18 protein-coding genes and 4 pseudogenes are annotated in these 16,173 nt (G+C 66.1%); 11 read left to right on the plus strand and 11 right to left on the minus strand.

The genetic code is table 11. The annotated features are described in order from the left end of the window. From E2651_RS18560 to E2651_RS18575, 4 genes are all read right to left on the minus strand, one after another. On the minus strand, positions 1–452 hold a 452-nt coding region (locus E2651_RS18560; RefSeq protein WP_135332284.1), incomplete at its 3' end, for an N-acetyltransferase. Positions 453–568: 116 nt separating this feature from the next. Further along, entirely contained in the window at positions 569–1,009 is a 441-nt protein-coding gene (locus E2651_RS18565; RefSeq protein ID WP_135332285.1) for an RNHCP domain-containing protein, read from the minus strand. Between the two features lie 32 nt (positions 1,010–1,041). Beyond that, the gene (locus tag E2651_RS18570; protein ID WP_245238979.1) at positions 1,042–1,410 is read right to left on the minus strand and encodes an RNHCP domain-containing protein; all 369 of its coding nucleotides are present in this window, start codon (positions 1,408–1,410) and stop codon (positions 1,042–1,044) included. Between the two features lie 599 nt (positions 1,411–2,009). Then, positions 2,010–3,305 carry a hypothetical protein gene (locus tag E2651_RS18575; protein ID WP_135332287.1) on the minus strand — a complete coding sequence of 432 codons (1,296 nt, stop codon included), beginning with the start codon at positions 3,303–3,305 and terminating at the stop codon, positions 2,010–2,012. A gap of 233 nt (positions 3,306–3,538) precedes the next feature. Between E2651_RS18575 and E2651_RS18580 the strand changes: the two genes are divergently transcribed. Both E2651_RS18580 and E2651_RS43975 read left to right on the plus strand, forming a co-directional pair. Continuing rightward, entirely contained in the window at positions 3,539–4,723 is a 1,185-nt protein-coding gene (locus E2651_RS18580; protein ID WP_135332288.1) for a hypothetical protein, read from the plus strand. A gap of 248 nt (positions 4,724–4,971) precedes the next feature. Further along, a pseudogene (locus E2651_RS43975) lies at positions 4,972–5,520 on the plus strand (IS701 family transposase); the annotation flags it as partial. A gap of 79 nt (positions 5,521–5,599) precedes the next feature. Here E2651_RS43975 and E2651_RS18590 read toward each other — a convergent pair. Beyond that, positions 5,600–6,328, minus strand: coding sequence for an SDR family oxidoreductase (locus E2651_RS18590; RefSeq protein WP_135332289.1), 729 nt, complete (start codon positions 6,326–6,328; stop codon positions 5,600–5,602). Between the two features lie 74 nt (positions 6,329–6,402). On the opposite strand from E2651_RS18590, the gene E2651_RS18595 reads away from it, so the two are divergent. Then, a complete protein-coding gene (locus tag E2651_RS18595; protein ID WP_135332290.1) occupies positions 6,403–6,780 on the plus strand; it encodes a MerR family transcriptional regulator in 378 nt (125 codons plus the stop codon). Positions 6,781–6,903: 123 nt separating this feature from the next. Here the strand turns inward: E2651_RS18595 and E2651_RS46130 are convergent, their stop codons facing one another. Together E2651_RS46130 and E2651_RS46135 are read right to left on the minus strand one after the other, a co-directional pair. Continuing rightward, on the minus strand, positions 6,904–7,206 hold the full coding sequence (locus E2651_RS46130; protein ID WP_348541647.1) for a hypothetical protein: 303 nt from the start codon (positions 7,204–7,206) through the stop codon (positions 6,904–6,906). A gap of 71 nt (positions 7,207–7,277) precedes the next feature. Continuing rightward, a complete protein-coding gene (locus tag E2651_RS46135; protein WP_348541648.1) occupies positions 7,278–8,009 on the minus strand; it encodes a DUF1152 domain-containing protein in 732 nt (243 codons plus the stop codon). Here E2651_RS46135 and E2651_RS45325 point away from each other — a divergent pair. Together E2651_RS45325 and E2651_RS18610 are read left to right on the plus strand one after the other, a co-directional pair. Continuing rightward, positions 7,915–8,169, plus strand: a pseudogene (locus E2651_RS45325) (UTRA domain-containing protein); the annotation flags it as partial. The gene E2651_RS46135 and the pseudogene E2651_RS45325 sit on opposite strands and share 95 nt — an antisense overlap. Positions 8,170–8,173: 4 nt before the next feature. Beyond that, positions 8,174–8,650 carry a hypothetical protein gene (locus E2651_RS18610; RefSeq protein WP_167828826.1) on the plus strand — a complete coding sequence of 159 codons (477 nt, stop codon included), beginning with the start codon at positions 8,174–8,176 and terminating at the stop codon, positions 8,648–8,650. Between the two features lie 79 nt (positions 8,651–8,729). On the opposite strand, the gene E2651_RS18615 is transcribed toward E2651_RS18610, so the two are convergent. Further along, positions 8,730–9,296, minus strand: coding sequence for a Uma2 family endonuclease (locus E2651_RS18615; RefSeq protein ID WP_135332294.1), 567 nt, complete (start codon positions 9,294–9,296; stop codon positions 8,730–8,732). A 66-nt stretch (positions 9,297–9,362) separates the two neighbouring features. Between E2651_RS18615 and E2651_RS18620 the strand changes: the two are divergent. After that, positions 9,363–9,674 (plus strand): annotated as a pseudogene (locus tag E2651_RS18620) (oxidoreductase); the annotation flags it as partial. A gap of 597 nt (positions 9,675–10,271) precedes the next feature. Here the strand turns inward: E2651_RS18620 and E2651_RS45330 are convergent. Next, entirely contained in the window at positions 10,272–10,592 is a 321-nt protein-coding gene (locus E2651_RS45330) for a hypothetical protein (RefSeq protein WP_245238982.1), read from the minus strand. 33 nt (positions 10,593–10,625) lie between these two features. Beyond that, positions 10,626–11,381, minus strand: coding sequence for a GntR family transcriptional regulator (locus E2651_RS18630; RefSeq protein ID WP_135332295.1), 756 nt, complete (start codon positions 11,379–11,381; stop codon positions 10,626–10,628). 78 nt (positions 11,382–11,459) lie between these two features. Between E2651_RS18630 and E2651_RS18635 the strand changes: the two are divergent. The 5 genes and pseudogenes from E2651_RS18635 (at position 11,460) to E2651_RS18665 (ending at position 15,006) form a co-directional block, all read left to right on the plus strand. Continuing rightward, a pseudogene (locus E2651_RS18635) lies at positions 11,460–11,737 on the plus strand (hypothetical protein). Positions 11,738–12,071: 334 nt separating this feature from the next. Then, positions 12,072–12,296 (plus strand): hypothetical protein, encoded by a 225-nt coding sequence (locus E2651_RS45335; RefSeq protein WP_135332298.1) that lies wholly within the window; start codon positions 12,072–12,074, stop codon positions 12,294–12,296. 8 nt (positions 12,297–12,304) lie between these two features. Beyond that, positions 12,305–13,033 (plus strand): GntR family transcriptional regulator, encoded by a 729-nt coding sequence (locus E2651_RS18650; RefSeq protein WP_135332321.1) that lies wholly within the window; start codon positions 12,305–12,307, stop codon positions 13,031–13,033. Continuing rightward, the gene (locus E2651_RS18655) at positions 13,030–13,338 is read left to right on the plus strand and encodes a hypothetical protein (protein WP_135332299.1); all 309 of its coding nucleotides are present in this window, start codon (positions 13,030–13,032) and stop codon (positions 13,336–13,338) included. The genes E2651_RS18650 and E2651_RS18655 overlap by 4 nt, the downstream gene beginning before the upstream one ends. Before the next feature lie 1,266 nt (positions 13,339–14,604). After that, positions 14,605–15,006 (plus strand): hypothetical protein, encoded by a 402-nt coding sequence (locus E2651_RS18665; RefSeq protein WP_135332301.1) that lies wholly within the window; start codon positions 14,605–14,607, stop codon positions 15,004–15,006. Between the two features lie 696 nt (positions 15,007–15,702). On the opposite strand, the gene E2651_RS18670 is transcribed toward E2651_RS18665, so the two are convergent. Continuing rightward, entirely contained in the window at positions 15,703–16,170 is a 468-nt protein-coding gene (locus tag E2651_RS18670) for an NUDIX domain-containing protein (protein WP_135332302.1), read from the minus strand. Between the last annotated feature and the right edge of the window lie 3 nt (positions 16,171–16,173).

Below are 16,173 nucleotides of genomic sequence, written 5' to 3' on the forward strand. Positions count from 1 at the left end.
GAGACAGGTTCTGGAGGGGCGGCGTGCCGTGACCGCGAAGCCGGCCTCGCCTCAGGTGAGTTGACCTCTGAGGGCTGGCGGGCGGCACCTGCCGCCGTGCCACCAGACCTCTTGGCCTCGTCCGGGCCTGCGCTCAAGGTGCAGTTCACGCCGTGGGCGTCGGCGCGCTCGAAGCCGAAGCGGGGGTAGTACGTCGGGTGGCCGAGTACGGTCACGGTGTGCTCGCCCTGGTTCCGGGCCGCGTCGAGTGCGGCGCGGATGAGGGCGGTTCCGATGCCGGTGCTCTGGTGGTCGGGGGTTACCGACACGGGGGCGAGGGAGAGCTCGGGGATCCAGCAGTCGTCGGCGCGCAGGGCGTCGACGAGGTCGGCGTCCTCGGGGGAGCCGAACGCCTGGGTGATGACCTCGCGTACGCGAGCGGTGTCGGCCGGGGTCCCGGTCCTGATCTTCACGGTGAAGGGATTCCTTTCAAAGTCGTTGTGGTGTCGTCGAGTTGAGGTGGCTCACGGTGGCGGGCGGGCCACGGGGATCGGCGCGGTGCCGGTGGTTCCCGTGGCCCGGGGCGCGGTCACAGGGTGAGCAGCGCGCGGCGGGCGATCCCGATGCCCATGCCTGGGCCCTGGAGCGGTCTGAGGGCCAGACGCACCAGAGCGAGCGGGTTGTCGTCGCCCGCGATGCGGTTGGCGCTCAGCTCGCCGCAGCTCAGGCACTGGTGGATGAGCAGCCACTCGCCGTCCGGGCGCGCGGATATGGACACGGCTTCCATACGGCCCCGGCAGGCGGCGGCCCGGTCGCCCGGGATGCGGGCGTCGACGTGCAGGCTGACCAGGCAACTGGGGCAGTGGTTGCGGTGGCCGGTGCCGGGCGCGTCGAGGGGCACGTCGAGGCGGCAGCCGGCGCACTTGAAGTCGTTCGCGCGGTGCCCGCCGTGCGCGTGCAGCACGTCCTTGTGCCGCTGCGGACGGCGGCGTACGGAAGCCTGCTCTCGGGTGGTGTTGCGTCGCGGCATGGTCGTCTCCTCCTTCCGGTCCTTCCGGCTCGTCACAGGGCGCCGAACGCTTCGAGCGGGAACGGCGGTTGGGCGAGCGGGCGGACGGCCATGCGCATCAGGACGAGCTGGTTGTCGTCCGCGCAGATGGGGTTGGAGGTGAGTTCGTCGCAGCGTACGCAGCGGTGGATGACCATCCAGTCGCCGGTGCGCAGCACGGCGACGGAGATCGGTGACATCCGCCCGTGGCAATCGCTGGGGCCGCCCTCGACGTGGTCGGTGACATGCCGCGAGTGCAGACAGGACGGGCAGTGGTTGCGATGCGTGCCGTCGGCGGCTGTCGCGGGCACGGTCAGACCGCACCACGCGCAGGCGAAGGTGCCGATCTTGAGCGTGTTGTGGGAGGTGCTGTGGGTGGACACCCGGGTGCTCCTTGCTGAGAGGCCAGACATGACAGCAAGAGCAGGCCGAGCGGCCTCGACGAGCAGCAGCCCACACGGAAGCAGCACGCCTTCATGGAGAAGGCGGCGCGGGGTGTGGGCGCACTAGTACACCGGAGACTCACGTCCGGCAGCCGCGCGGAAGAACTGGATCAGCGCGGCGAAAACAGACGGACGCTTACGCGGTGCGGCGAGGCGCGCTCGGCGCGGGCCGGGTCATCAAGACACCCTTTCAAAGGCACAAGGCACAAGGCACAAGGCACAAGGCACAAGGCACAAGGCACAAGGCCCAAAGACCAGGCAGGACAGCCCGGTATGTGATCAGCGGCACGCCATCCAGAGTAGCCACACCCACGGAGTCCCAGCCAATGATTTTCGTGCGGGCAGCCGTGGGTCCCAGGAAGTACCCGGCAACGACAACGGGCCCCCGTACCGGCGATGTGGGCGGACAGCGCCAACTCCCTTCCCCCGGGCGCTTCGATCTTGCGATGTCGGGGCTGTTGGTGGGGGTGGGGGAGTTCGTTGCGCGCTCCGGGCTCGGAAGAACCCGGAGCGCGGGTGGCGGTTCGCGGGTGGTGCGGTCAGGCGAGGGTGATGGTGGTGGTGGATTTGGTGCTGACGGTCAGGCGGCACCAGCGGTGGGGGTCGTCGTTGTCGTGTCCGGCGTGGGAGCCGGTGGTCCACCAGTAGCCGCCGGTCTTCTCGATGCCGTACCGGTTGGACAGGGTGTAGGTGCCGGGCTCGGGGCGATCGATGACGGCATCGACTCGGACCCGGCCGGAGCCGTCCACCAGGTGTCCGCCGAACGTGATCTCGTGCCCGGCCTGGACGTTGACGCTGCCGCTGCTGTCCTTCAGCCACAGCGTGCCCCCGCCGACGTGGGCCGCTTTCGGGTAGCCGTGGTGGTCGTCGTAGTGCCCAAAGCGCCAGTGGCACTCGGCTTTGGCCTCCCAGGACAGGATCAGCACTTCCGTGCCGTTCTTCAGTGCGCCCAGGGTGATGGAGGTCCGGTGCCGCAGCCACGACCAGCCGTGGGCGCCCTCGTCGCGCCTCCATGGGCCGTACACGGTCTCCGCGTGGGACGTCACGTTCTCCTTGGTGCGCGGGATGGGGGGCGGCGGGGGCGGCACCCACCGGTCGATGCCCCGGTGGACCAGGAGCAGGCCGGTGCGCTGGGTGTCGGTGGGGCCTTCGGTGAAGGTCAGCAGGGCGGGGGTGTTGTCGGAGTCGTGGCCGTTCAGGTCGGTGCCGTCCGTCCAGCCGGCGGCGGCGGTCCAGGTGGTGTGGCGCAGTTTGCTGCTGCCGGGGTCGGCGTCGGGGTGCACCGCGTGCAGGCGGCCGTCGTAGGAGGCCAGGGCGGCGGTGCGGGTGGAGCGACGACTGTCGGGCAGGGTGCCGGCATCGGTCCACGCGGTGCCGTCGAACACTGCGTGCGCCAGGACGTCCTGCTGTGGGGTGAGGCGGTGGATGAGGTGGAGCTTGCCTTCGTGTACGGCCAGGGACAGGTTCGCCGCCAGGCCCGAACCGAACTCCGCGGCGCTGTCGAACGCCTGCATGCCGTCGATCGCGGGGGTGGCCAGCGCGGTGCCGTCCGTACCGGCCGCGGGCTTCCACTGGCCGTCCGTGCCCCGGATCAAGTGGACCTGCTCGTTGAAGACTGCCAGGGCCGGGGCGACCTCAGTCTTGAACGTCGAATTCGGCGTCGTCGCACCACCCCGGAGGAAACCGCCCCGGATATGGAGCGCGAGGCCGACGTGGCCGAAGAGTCCGGAGAGTCCGGAGAGTCCGGAGAGTCCGGAGAGTCCGGAGAGGGAAGGGTCCTGGATGGTGTCGTGGAATCCGGAGAAGGACCGGGGGTTGGCGACCCGTCCGCTCACGCAAACGGCCCCGGACGAGGAGTCCGAGGCCGAGCAGGAGCCCTCCCTGGGGGATAAACCCCAGGTCAGAGCGGCAATGCGTGGTGCCCCCGGCATATTCGCCGTCCGGCAGGAGGGCGGATATCGGCGTCAGCAGAAATTTACTTGTACGCAGCCTCCGCCATATGGGCGAATTTAGGTGTAACCGCAGCGTGTCTTATATTACAGTTCTCGAAATTTATCAGAATGGGAGAGTGTCGACCAAGAAAGCGCACCCAAATTTCCGCAAGTTTCGCTTCTGGCTTTTCGCCTCCCTCCTTGCATTCGAAGCTGGTCTGCTTCTCTGGAGTGCCGCAAAGGACATCGAGGGGTACGGGAGAGACCAAGTCCTATCGGCACTACTAAGGCTCACGGTTGCGGCTCTCATTGGCGGGGCATTTCTCCAGATGTATAACAACAGGGATAAACGCTTCCCTGCGCCCAAGGTTAAGAGTCCTTGGCAGTACCCGCTTGTCTTGCTGGCTCAAGCCGCCTCCCTGCCAATGTTTTTCATTCCCATTTGGATTGAGCTTAGAAGTCCGGTTCATACTCGGGGGGATTGGACTTGGCTTGCCATCACACTATGCCTCTTCTTGTTTGCCACCTTTATTCTTGTGGATGCACTGGTCAGCGGACACGTCAACTTTGGTTGGGTTGCAGCAGGTGCCCTATTGCCCCTGGTGGGTTTTTTTCAGTTTGCCTATCTGACGTTCTATAAACCAGCGCATGAACGTCCGAGAGTCGACGTCACAGCCAAGGTCGAGAAGGTCAACGAATCCCGTGGGGTCACACGGCTGCTCGGTGTAGTGACTCTCAAGAATAACGGTGCAGCGGCAGCCTCGGTGCTCGGTGCCATGTATACCGCTTCAGGCCATCGGGGCGAGCTGGCGAGTGCGGTAGGGGGTAAAGCTCATGGGGTGCTTGATTCTTCTGAGTCAAACAGGCATCACTTCGGAAAGTTTATGTCACTGCTCGCCTTTGACGATCTACTTGCGTCTGGCGACTCTATCGCACCAGGGGAAACAAAGACTCATTCGTTCGTCTTTGATGCCCCGAACAATCAGCAGAACTTCGTCCGGCTGGCAGCGTACGTTTCTGTTTCCACCCCAGCCGGAGAATCGAAGCGGGTGAAATGCAAGGGGAAGCGAGGAGGGATGAACGTATGCGCGCGGACGGAATACCCCCCTTCCAGCTGGGCAAGAGAAATCCTGGGCGATGAGCCCTTCGCTCTCACGAAATTCCACTTTGACTCTATGGAGGCGGAAGCCCCAGAGCCGCCATATATTTCCACGGTGTACGGATCCATCAGAGGGAAAAAGCGTGAGGAGGTACAGGCTGTCAACCCTCTTGCCCGCGATCAGTTCACACAGTCAATTGCGGAATATCGACTGGATCCCTGAAGGATCCAGTGACGGTCGGCCGTGGTCGCAGTTGCTGCTGCACTTCGCTGCTGCACTTCGCTGCTGCACTTCGCTGCTGTACGACGCGGCCTAGCGGAGCGCCCATGACGGGCTTAGCCGCATCGCGGCAGCAGCTGCTTCCCTCAGCCCATCTCTCGACGATGGTCCGCTCATGCTCCTACATCCGCGACGGCGCCGGTACTGCGATCCGCGCCCGCTGGTCATTTCTGCCCGGCGTCGGCGCCTGGCCCCGACGCGGCTGGCAGCAACTGTCCGCAGGCGTCGGCGCAAAAGGCCAGCGCCGTTACGACTGGGCCGCCGTCGACCTGATCTCCACCCACTCGGCGGGCACCTGCCAGCTGCTGATCCGCCGCAACCGCGCCACCGGCGAGGTGGCCTACCACCGCTGCTTCAGCCCGCGGCCAGTCCCGCTGCCCGCCCTGGTCCGTGCCGCCGGAACCCGCTGGAAGATCGAGGAGACCTTCCAGGCCGGCAAGGGCCTCGCCGGCCTGGACGAGCACCAGGTCCGCCGCCACACTCCCTGGCTGCGCTGGGTGACCCTCGCGATGCTCGCCCACGCCTTCCTGGCCGTCATCCGCGCCGGCGAGCACTACGAACACCCGGCCCCCACCGGACTCATCGCCCTCACCTGCAACGAAATACAGCGACTGTTCGCCCTGCCCGACGCATCCCCGAACGGCCAACGCGACCATCGCCTGCGCTGGTCCCTATGGCGTCGCCGACACCAGGCACGCGCCCGCGACTGCCACTACCGCCGACGCGAGGCCACAACATGAAGATCCACAACTGCGGATGGAGTATCAATTGACCGACCTCAGAAGCAACCGACCGCAGCTGGCGTGGCCCGAGGGCCCTTCAGGTCGCCGTTAGCGCCGCCAGGGCGCGGTCCATCGCGGCGTTGAACTCTTCCGGCGTCAGCGGCAGCCGGGACTTGACGTCCCGACTCCACTGGTCGGCGAGGACCTCGGCGGAGCCCGCCTCGACACCGTCGAGCGCCGCGTCGGCCAGGTCCGACGGAGCGATCTTGTCCACGGGCCAGCCCGCCGCCATGTCGGTGTCGGCCAGACCGAGGTGCACCGCCGTGACGAGCGTGCCCTGCTCGGCGAGCTCCAGGCGGACGCCGTTGGTCATGGCCCAGGCGGCGGCCTTGGTCAGGTGGTAGGCATTGGCCCCCTTGACCCCGAACCACGACATGGCGGAGAGGACGTTGACGATCGCGCCCCCGCCGTTCCTGGCGAGCGCCGGCGCGAACTCCCGGATCATTCCCAGGTGGCCGAACATGTTGGTCTCCAGCTCGTGCCGCACCGCGTCCAGCGAACCGGTCACCAGGTCGGTCCCCGTACTGATTCCCGCGTTGTTGATGAGCAGCGAGGCGTCCGGGGCGGCCTCGGCGGCGGCCCTCACGGATGCGGGATCGGCGATGTCGAGGGGCAGCACCTCGACCCCGGGCAGGTCCACGGTCTCGGGCCGGCGGGCCGTCGCGTAGACCTTGCGGGCGCCCCGTTCGAGCAGGCGCTGGGCGAAGGCGCGGCCCAGGCCGCGGTTGGCTCCGGTGACAAGGGCAACTGAGTTGTTGATGTCCATGCCCGGTACGCTAAAACCTGACGTTGACGTCAGGGGCAAGTGCTGGTCGACAGGACCGGGCGAGAGGAATCACCATGACCGTCACGCAGGCCGCGGCCGAGCGGCTGATCCGCATCGGCGAGGTGGCGCGGGGCGCCGGCGTCTCGGTACGCGCCGTGCGCTACTACGAGCAGCAGGGACTGCTCATCGCGGAGCGCAGCCCATCCGGCCAGCGCCTCTACCGGCAGGACGCCGTCCCCCTGGTGCGCTTCTTCCAGCAGATGTTCACCGCCGGCCTGACCAGCCGAACGATCGCGGAACTCCTTCCGTGCTGGGACTCCGGGCACACCGACGCCGAGCAACGAGCCATCCTGCGCGCCGAGCGCGACCGCATCCAGGCCAAGGTCGACGACCTGCAGGCCGCCCTGGACCGCCTCGACGAGGTCATCGCGATCACGGACACGCACCCGTAGGCGCGGTCGGTCGGACGGCGCACCAGCGATCTACGGCTGGAGTACTAGAGCGGTAGCCCTTGCGTGGAGGACTGGTGCAGGCCGGATGCTGCGTCGGCACTACCAATGGGTCTTGCAACTCGACTACGTCGAGAGTTTCCATACGCCGGAGGACGGCGAGGTGATGAGTTTGGCGATCTCGTGGCGAGTCTCTCCTCGGAGCACTAGCTCTTCAGCGACTCGGCGGAACGTCGCATGGGTAGCGCCCCGACCGAGGGCGGCTTCCTGGAACTCGCGGAGGCGGGTGCGCAGACTGGCGGGATCGGTGGCGGTTGTCTGGATGCTCATCAGGCGTGTGGCCTTGGTGCGTTCGTAGTCGATCTCGGAGGTGCCGCAGATGTCGCGGCACCGTTGCTCCGCCTCGTCGAGGCCGGTTGTGTCGAGCAAGGCCTGGGCGAGACGGTTTTCGGCGAGAGCCGTCGGGAGGTCGACCTGGTGAACCGTGGGGCCTTCGTCGGTTAGGGGGGACGAGGAGCCCGGCGTCGCGTACCTCGCATAGGCCGCGGGCGCCTTGGGCGGTGGCGGCCAGGAGAGCTGCAGCTTCGGAAGGGTGCCAGCGGAGTACGGAGCTGATGATCTCGGCGTGCGCGGGCGTGCGCGGGGGTGAGCGTCGTGAGGAGCGGGCCGAGGCGGGGGCCCAAGACGTCGGCGGGGACTTCTCCGTCCAGGCCGGGCCCTGCTACGAGGAGGCGCACGGCTGCCTTGGCGGCGCGGGCGCAGGCGGCCAAGGTGAGAGCGTCGGCCAGAGGGCTGCGCAGGGTGGGTTCGTCGCCGTGGGCGAGGATGTCGCCGCCGACATCCAGGAGGTCGATCGACTCTGGGGTGAAGTGGGCGATCAATTCGTTGAGTTGGCGGGTGATGCCCGCTGCCCCGGCGTGCGGGTCGATCAGGGCGAAAGCGTGGGGGAGTTCGGCTGCGAGGCGGGGGAGTGTTGACGCGTGCGGTGGCTTCAAGGTCGCGTTGCCGGGGACTGCCCAGACGTGCGGGGTGAGTTGGCGTAGGCCGATGAAGTCGGCGGGGGAGCGCGGGCCCGGGACCGGGTCGACGATCAGGCGGTCCCAGGAGTACGTCAGGATCAGCGCCGGCTCACCAAGTCCCGTCGAGGTGTCCACCTCCTGGTTCCCGGCCGAGCTGGGGCGTAGGGCACCCAAGCTCGTCGAGCCCGAGCGGATGCGTGAAGGAACCGTCATGTACGTCGAGGAAGCCACCGGTCGGCGTGGCAGCTATGGCGAAGATCGTGTCTGCGCTCGGCTGGCCACCGAGGAGGAGGGTGACGAGCTTGGGCTCGAACTGCCCGCTGCTGTCTTGGTGGTTCACCACGTCGTCTATGACCTGCAGGATCGACCGCTCCGCTGTGGCCGCCTTGGACGCGGCCGACGCCGCTGAGCCCGAGCGGCCGACAGCGCAGACCGCCGACCTCCTCGACGCGCTGCCATATCGGGCGCTCAACCTTGCCCGCGCCCCCGAGCGCCTCCAGCGACAGCTTTACGAGATCACTCAGCTCACCATCCGCCTGCACGCCAACAGCGACGACATCACCCTCAGCATCAAGCTGCCCGCCGACTGGCTCCCGGAGATCAGCCACACGGCAGAGACGATCACCAGCGCCGCAGCACCCAGGCACGCACAAGGGCCCGCGACCAACCCGGTCGCGGGCCCTTGCCCGAGCAGTGCATCCCGTACAGACCGTACGGATGCTGTCCGTGCCCCCGGCAGGATTCGAACCTGCGACACCCGCTTTAGGAGTGGGATCGCTTCCTTGCCGGGTGGTGCCTGGCGCTGCCGCGCGATGCTGTTTCCCCTGGTCAGAAACGCGCGGCGAGCCACGTGATCCGGCTCATGCCGCCCTGTATCGGACCCGTCCGCTCACGCATCGCTCACGCGCTGCCGGCTGCTGAGCAGCGCGCGGGTCAGATCTGGCCGAGGTCGATCTCCACCGGGAAGGGGGCCTCTGCCTTGATGACGCCGGTGAAGACGTCTCCGTCCCGGTAGATCTTCGTCGCGGGGTCGAGAACGTAGGTGTACACGAGAGGAACGCCTGTCGCGGCCTGCTCGATCCGCCAGTAGAAGCCGATGCCTGCCTTGGCGTACTGGTCGACCTTCACGATCCGGTCGGTGGTCTCCGAGCCCGGCGACACCACCTCCGCGACCAGCAGCACGTGCTCAGGGCGGGTCGGGGTGATGTCGATCGTGTCTGCGCGGTACACGACGACGTCCGGGCGGCGATTGGTGAGCGGAACGTCCTGAAGCCGGACGTCGAAGTCGGTGTCGGCGTTCCACGCCGGGCCCGCGGCGGCATCCAGGGCGTTCGCCAGAATGCGGGCCAGCCGGTTGTGCCGCTTGGACGCACTCGGACTCACGACGACCATCCCGTCCACGATCTCGATGCCGGCACACTGCTCCTCGGACCAGGACTCGTACTCCTCCGCCGTGATCTGCTCATGCATCCACGCCGGGGCCACCATCTCGGCCCTCATGAAGCACCTCCCGGACACTGTGCTGCGGGCCCGATCCCGCTGGATTCAGCGTACTGTCCGCGGCCCGTACAGCACGCTGCCGTCGGCTACGGCTACCGGCCTCTCCGCGCGGGTCTATGGCTGATGGCTCTGCTCGTCTGCGGCGCACTGTTCTTCGGCCTGCATCCCCCCGTTCCGCTCGAAGCCGCCAAAGCACCGGAATTCAACCCCGTCTTCTACACACTCGATCTGCTGGTGCCGATCATCACGTTCGGGCAGGAAGGCGCCTTCGCGCCACGCGGCAGCGCGCAATGGCTGGTCTACGGGCTGACCGCGGCCGGCTGGGTCCTGGCCACCACGGTCACGGCCGGAGTATCCCGCGCGATCAGCCGTCAGTGACCGATGCCCGCCCGATCGAGCCTCGACGCGCCCTCGCTTGCACCAGTCCGCCTGACTGTCAGCGAGAGCGCGAGAACACCGCTTCCGCAGCGGCGCCCGACCCCGGCAAGGCGGAAGAGCCCATGCCGGATGATGCTGACCGTTGGGAGATATTCGGGAGATCAACTCCCCGTCCGCTCACGCAAACGACCCCGGACGGGGAGTCCGAGGCCGACCAGAGCGCCTCTCTGGAGGAGAAGCCCCAGGTCAGAGCAGTAGCGCGTTGTGCCCCCGGCAGGATTCGAACCTGCGACACCCGCTTTAGGAGTTCGCTCGCGCCGGTCTGTCGTGGCTCCCGTCAACGAATTGCCATGCCGCCGGTGACCGCTCAACGCTGCCCGCGTTTGCCCTCGTTGATGTCAGCTGGTGATGTCAGGAGTCGGGACTTCGCTGGCACTGCTCGCACGCATCGTCTCGCTGGTGGAGCCGCCGAAGGTCTTGCAGCGCGGCGACAGGGAACGGGTGCTGCACCCATTTCTCTCGATAACCGGCTTCGCCATGGAGATTAAGCACTGCCTGGGCGGCTTCCATGACTGCATGGCCGAACACGCGGCGGGGTTATGTGGAGTTCCAGGAGAGTGTCCCGTCCTCGTCGGGTGCGTCCCAGCTCGTGGCCATGTCCGGGAAGCGGTAGATGGCGATGTCCACGTCCGCCCCTCGACGCCGGAGCCGCCACCGCACCTCGGCCGGTTCGAGGTCAAAGGAAACCCGCTGGACGGGCGAAGTGCCGTACAGGCCTGCCACCCGAAACAGCAGGTCGGCCAGAGCGTCCGTGCAGTAGCTGACGAAGTTCTTCTGCTCCTCAGCAGTGTCAGCGATGCGACACGTAGCCCATCCAGAGCCGCTCAGTTCCCAGCTGAACTGGAGGTCACCCGTCATACCCACCCCTCCCACATTGACTGGCGCTGCCTGTCAGCGGCTGACCGGAACCTCGTAGACGATCTCGCACAAAGCGGCAGGAACGACGATGTCCGCCGTCTCCACCGGTCGCCCTTGGTCGCTGTAGTACGTCCGCCGGATGTGCGTGACGAGAGCGGCCTTCTGGATCCCCAGGAGTGAGGCCTCCTTGGCGGTCGCCTGCAGTGGCTCCGGCTGTTCCACGGCATGGCTGACCGTGATGCCGATCTCAGCCATGCGGTTCACTACGCCAGCACCGGCGTGAGGCCCGCCCTCGGGGAGAACTACGACGGTGCCAGCGGTGAGGTCGTACGGTTCCCAGCTAGTCGACAACTGCACGGGTCGCCCGTCGGCAAGGAACTCGTACACGGTGCGGACGCACAGGTCACCTTCGGCGATGCCGAGCCGCGCCGCGATCTCCGTTGGCGCAGGGACTTTGGCATCGGTCCTACTCTCCCAGCCGCCGTGCCTTCCAACGGCCTTCATGTCCGCGCGGAACGGGGACCCATCGGGCTGCTCGCGCGCTGACGAACGAACCATCCTGACCCGCTTTCGGGGCTCGGCGACGTACGTCCCTGACCCTGCGCGGCCCTCCAACACACCCTGGGAGATCAGCAACTCCTGTGCTCGGCGCACCACGTTCTCGCCCACACCGAACTCCTGGCCGATCTGGGCGCGAGAGGGCAGCCGGTCTCCAGGCGTCCACTCGTGCTCAGCGATCCGCCGCCGGAGTTCGTCAGCGATGCGGAGATAGGGCGGCTGCTCAGACATATGGAAAATCTAGTCCACTAGCTCTAATCTAGTTAACTAGCATCACTCAAAGTGATCGTCAGTAACGGAAGGCTGCCTGTGCCTGCTTCAGAAGTGAGCGCGGAGGCCATCGCAGCTCGGTTATCGGCCCTCGGGCTCCCCACACGCGTGGAGGAGCACGACCGAGACACGTCGATCGAAGCGGAGGTGCCGGAATCGCTCTCCGCCGAGACATGGCGGGAGGCCCTGGAAGTGGTGGCCGAGGCCGACCGATTCGGACTTCTCGCCACCAGCTTGAACGACCGCACTCTCTGGGCGGTCGTACGCAAGAGGGTCCCGAGGTGGGCGATGTCGACGGACCAGGTCATCAGCGATAGGAGCTGAGCAGCGTGTTTATCCGTATCGAATGTTCCCTCTTACTTGTCTGCGGGGAGGGCGCACGGCAGGACTCGACCGCTATGCCGCGCCGCACCCCCGCTGCTCTCAGGTGCGCCCCGGCGGGTGCCTGCTGATGTCGCCTAGCCAGCACCCCGGCATCACGCGTGTGCACGCTGTCCCCTACCGGTCGAGCGCATGCCGGATCGGTACGCACCACGCATGCGCGGAGTCCTTCCCCGCGACAGCTCCGGTTGGCGTTCCCGTGGTCTACGAGGCATGCGATTGTCCCTGCCACGCGATGGCCAACCAGCCCGCGCCCGTGGAGGTACTGCGGTGAGGGGATGGGCTCCCAGCGGCGCGCTGGCCTCCACTGTCGAGATCACCGCTGCCAGTGTGCAGCGCGGCGACGTCATCCAAGTTGGTGGCCAGCCCTGCCGGGTGACCGACTTATTTCAGTTGCCCCAGGGCTGCAAGCAACTCGTATTCGAGTCGGGCGAGCTGCTGACCATGCACCCGCGAAGCCGCCTCGTCGCGCTTCGGATGACGAGAAGGCGGTGATCCTGTCAATGTCTTCTCGCCGTCACGGCATCGCCAATGACCTCCGCAACCAGATCACGACTGGTCGGCTCAAGCCAGGCGAACGCCTCTCCTCTGAGGCCCAACTAGCCGCCCAATACGAGGTCAGCACAGCGACGTTGCGGAGTGCCCTGGCAGTGCTCCAAGGGGAGGGCCTGGTCGAGAAGATCCACGGCAAGGGGAACTTCGTTCGTCGTTCCCTCCGCAGAATCACCTACGTCGGCGGCTGGGGGGCACGAGACCCGCAGGCCGCTCCGGACACAGCTCTGCGCATCACGGTCCGCACCACCAAGACCCGGGCGCGCGGCCATCTGACAGCTCTATTGGGGGTGTCGACCGGTAGCCCTCTGACGGAGTTCCTCTGCCTCAGCTACGAGGCGGAGTCGCCGCACAGCCTGGCTCGCATCTACGTCCCTCGCGACCTGGCGCCGGCCGCCGTGAGCAACGAGCCGCGCCAGCACGAGGGGGCAGCAGAGAGGTTCGCAGCACTGCGCCCGACATCCGAGGTCCGAGAGACAGTCAGCGCTCGCCTCCCGACACCAGACGAAGCCTCAACCCTTCGAATCAGCTCCGCCCTGGCGGTTCTCGCGATCACACGTGTGACAGCCGACATCACCGGTCGCGTGGTCGAGGCCGCGCTCCTGGTGCTCCCAGGGGACCGCGCCGACGCGGTCTTCACCACCCACCATGTGACCGATGAGGGATGGATGGAAAGATGACAACCCGAAACGAGCTGCGGCTCCTCCCGTGGTCGGGGCCGGGGGGCAAGCCTTGCTATCTCAGCACCGACGACAGCGAAGGCCACATGTCCCGCTTGGCGGACAACATCGAGGCGGTACAGCTCGGCATGGCAGCCGAGCTGCTGGAGCAGGCCATGGAAGTACTGGGTGACGAGGATGCGGAGCTGGAGGCATTGCACCTCCTGGCGACGGACCTGACGGGAGCCTTGAGGGTGGCGCTTCGCGTAGCGACCAGCCGAGGTCACCTCTTGGCGGTGCGCGCTACACCACTCGCTGGGACATGACCACTACCTGCTTGTGTCGTTGTCTGCACCCAACCCGCTGTCCAGCCGGTTGGGTGCTCGCGAGGGCATGTAGGCGGCGTTCTCGATCGGCGGGCTACCGCCGCGGGGTTGGCTTGGGGTCTCGCCTGAACGACCGTGCAGGGAACTGAATGAGACGGAGCACCAGCGTTCGGAACGGGCGAGCGAGTGCCACGGTCCGCTGAATGTCAGTGAGGGCGTCTAGCTTGCTGCCATGGATTGGGAGACCGACGAAGAGTTCTACGCATGGGTGGAAACCTTGGGTGCCCCGTGCGTGATGTGCACCGACAGTTTATGGCGAGTCGATGCAGACCCCAGGGGGAGGAGATGTCCACAGTGCCTCAACGCAGTCCGGCAGGCGCGCCGACACAAGATCACGGTTGAACGCGTCAACGCGATTCTCAGAGCCCAGGAGGACACCTGCCCGTTGTGCCTCAGGCTGGGTGGTGATCTATCGACGGAGGGTCGGTCCTGGTGGCACATCGATCATGATCACAACTGCTGTCCGAGTCAGTCGTCGTGCGGGCGATGTGTACGAGGCCTCCTCTGCCGGGACTGCAACATCCGCGGATTGGCATGGTACGAGAGCCTCTCACCGGAGCTTCGAACCTGGCGCCACATCAACGCTTACCTGGCCGATCCACCCGCACATAAACCAGAGTCGGCGGTCTTGTTCCTTGGTGATCTTCGAGGCGTCCGCTCCCGAGACGGCGCCTTCGCTGGTTGGCGCTCCGATCAGCTGCTGCGCGGTGATCACGAGCCACCCTTGACTAGCGAGCCAGTGGCTCGGCCTGACTCCTCAAGCCCCTTCGCCTTCTGATCCGTAGCTCTATGTGAATGGGCCAGCGACGTTCATAGCGGTATCGGTGAGGTTCTAAAGGGCGGCAGACGGACGTGCTCGGTCGCTGTGGTTGCTGCACTTCGCTGCTGTACGGCCATTCGCCAGCAACCCTGACGCCGCTCTTCTGAACGACCACTTCGTCCCAAAAGCGTGTGCCCCATCTGTTCTGTGACCGTCGTTTTGGTGTTACGGCCTTGGTCCGCCCATCTTCGGTGCAGCCCAGCGCCGCCTGGCCAACCATGCGAGGGTTGGGTCGTTTAGACTGAAATGTACCCTTCTTGAGGGTCAGCATATGGCCGCCATTCTGTTACCCCCAGAGACTCGCCCCCTCATGTCCTTTTCGCTTGACGGCCAATACGCGGTGACCTCATAATCGTGTTGAACTGATCATGATGATGGGGGGAACCATGCGTTTCATCGGCAAGGCACTGGGAGCCAGTGCGGCTGCCCTGGTTTTGACAGCGATTTTGCCTGCTACGGCAAATGCGGCAACGGTACAGCCGAGTTGTTCAGCTACTGGCGCCAACGGAAGTCTGCGGGTGGAGAATTTTCATAGCGGGGTCAAGAAAATCAACGTATCTATGACGGTGTACGACTCGCTTGCCGACGGCAAGAGCGCAAAGATCCGGCTGATCACACAGCCCGGGAACGGCGGGGAAGGCGTCAAATACTGGCCCTATCACACCAACTCCGGCGGCAAGGGAACCTTCAAGACCTGGAAAACATCCGCGACTGAAAATCAAGGGTTCACCAAAATTGGTGTAATGGTTACGAGAGCGGGTGGAACATACTGCTCTGACTGGGCCTGACATCACCGCATTGGGTTAGAAGAGATTGCGGATAGCTCCGCCATGTGGGCAGGCAGAGCATGACCGCAGTGCCTGGTTGGCCCGCTGGCCATACTCGAGCGGAGCGTCACGAAAAGCCCCGGCCTGCCTATCAAGGGTCGCCGGGGCTTTTTCGTGGAACTGTTCAGCGGGACGCGGTCATCCCGCACAATCGGAACGGTGCCGGTTTGTCACCAAGTTGGGCATGCAGGGCACACGAGGATGAAAATCTTGCATTCACCCAGTTCCAGAGCGCAAGGGGCCAGGGCATCGCTGAGTTGCACCCCCGCTCACCACCACTACCCCCAGCTCCCATCCCGTCCAGGTGGAGCGCCCCACTGTACGAACGACCTGGACGCCATGAACCGCGTCTGCTCGGCTCTGCCTGGGTCGATGGTGGACGGGATGGGAGCCCACAACGCTCGCCACGATGTGCCCCCGGTCGCGTACGGCGCCCCCTCCATCCCAGAGTCAGAGCGCCCCCGCCGGAGGCATTGCCTTGCCCTAGGCCGGTTCGTCGGGCGCTCGCCTTATGGCCTCGGCCCTATCCATGTGTGGGCGGGCGTCGGCGTAGCGGGGCGGAGCGGGCCGAAGGCAGGAGCGACAGCCCCGGCGAAGCCGGGAAGCCCGCCCGGCGGAGCGGAGCGCAGCCGGGTGCTTGATGAAGTAGGGAAAGTTCTATCGCGTCGGCGTCAGGTGCTTGCCGTCGTGGCTTCGTACGTGAGGGCCTGCCCCGTCCAGGGCGTCCAGGAGCCGGATCGCGTAGACCTCGGACATCCACCCGGCGACCTCTTCGGGCGTGAGCCAGTCGACCGCTGTTGATTCGCTGGACGTGCGCTCGGTGCCGCCGACCGGCTTGCAGCGGAAGACCAGCGCCACGATGCCTCGGGTCGTGTTCTTGTAGACCCCGGTGAGCTCGTCCACCTCGATGTGGATGCCCGTCTCTTCCAGGACTTCGCGCCGTACGCCCTCTTCGGGGGTCTCGTCGAGTTCGAGCACACCGCCAGGGAGTTCCCAAGTGCCGTTGTCCGCGCGGCGGATTGCCAGGAGTCGGCCGTCCTCGCGTACCACTACTCCGGCTACGGACACGGAGTGCAGTGGCGTTGACTGGCCTTCCTGGGCGCTGTTACTCATGTACAGGAGCATAGG

It is taken from the genome of Streptomyces sp. MZ04 (genome assembly GCF_004684775.1).
Classification (GTDB): Bacteria; Actinomycetota; Actinomycetes; order Streptomycetales; family Streptomycetaceae; genus Streptomyces.

Coding starts and splice junctions, on each gene's coding strand:
- E2651_RS18565 (WP_135332285.1), bottom strand. CDS start 1,009: ATGCCGCGACGCAACACCACCCGAGAGCAGGCTTCCGTACGCCGCCGT.
- E2651_RS18590 (WP_135332289.1), bottom strand. CDS start 6,328: ATGGACATCAACAACTCAGTTGCCCTTGTCACCGGAGCCAACCGCGGC.
- E2651_RS18595 (WP_135332290.1), top strand. CDS start 6,403: ATGACCGTCACGCAGGCCGCGGCCGAGCGGCTGATCCGCATCGGCGAG.
- E2651_RS46135 (WP_348541648.1), bottom strand. CDS start 8,009: ATGACGGTTCCTTCACGCATCCGCTCGGGCTCGACGAGCTTGGGTGCC.
- E2651_RS18615 (WP_135332294.1), bottom strand. CDS start 9,296: ATGAGGGCCGAGATGGTGGCCCCGGCGTGGATGCATGAGCAGATCACG.
- E2651_RS45330 (WP_245238982.1), bottom strand. CDS start 10,592: ATGACGGGTGACCTCCAGTTCAGCTGGGAACTGAGCGGCTCTGGATGG.
- E2651_RS18630 (WP_135332295.1), bottom strand. CDS start 11,381: ATGTCTGAGCAGCCGCCCTATCTCCGCATCGCTGACGAACTCCGGCGG.
- E2651_RS18650 (WP_135332321.1), top strand. CDS start 12,305: ATGTCTTCTCGCCGTCACGGCATCGCCAATGACCTCCGCAACCAGATC.
- E2651_RS18655 (WP_135332299.1), top strand. CDS start 13,030: ATGACAACCCGAAACGAGCTGCGGCTCCTCCCGTGGTCGGGGCCGGGG.
- E2651_RS18665 (WP_135332301.1), top strand. CDS start 14,605: ATGCGTTTCATCGGCAAGGCACTGGGAGCCAGTGCGGCTGCCCTGGTT.
- E2651_RS18670 (WP_135332302.1), bottom strand. CDS start 16,170: ATGCTCCTGTACATGAGTAACAGCGCCCAGGAAGGCCAGTCAACGCCA.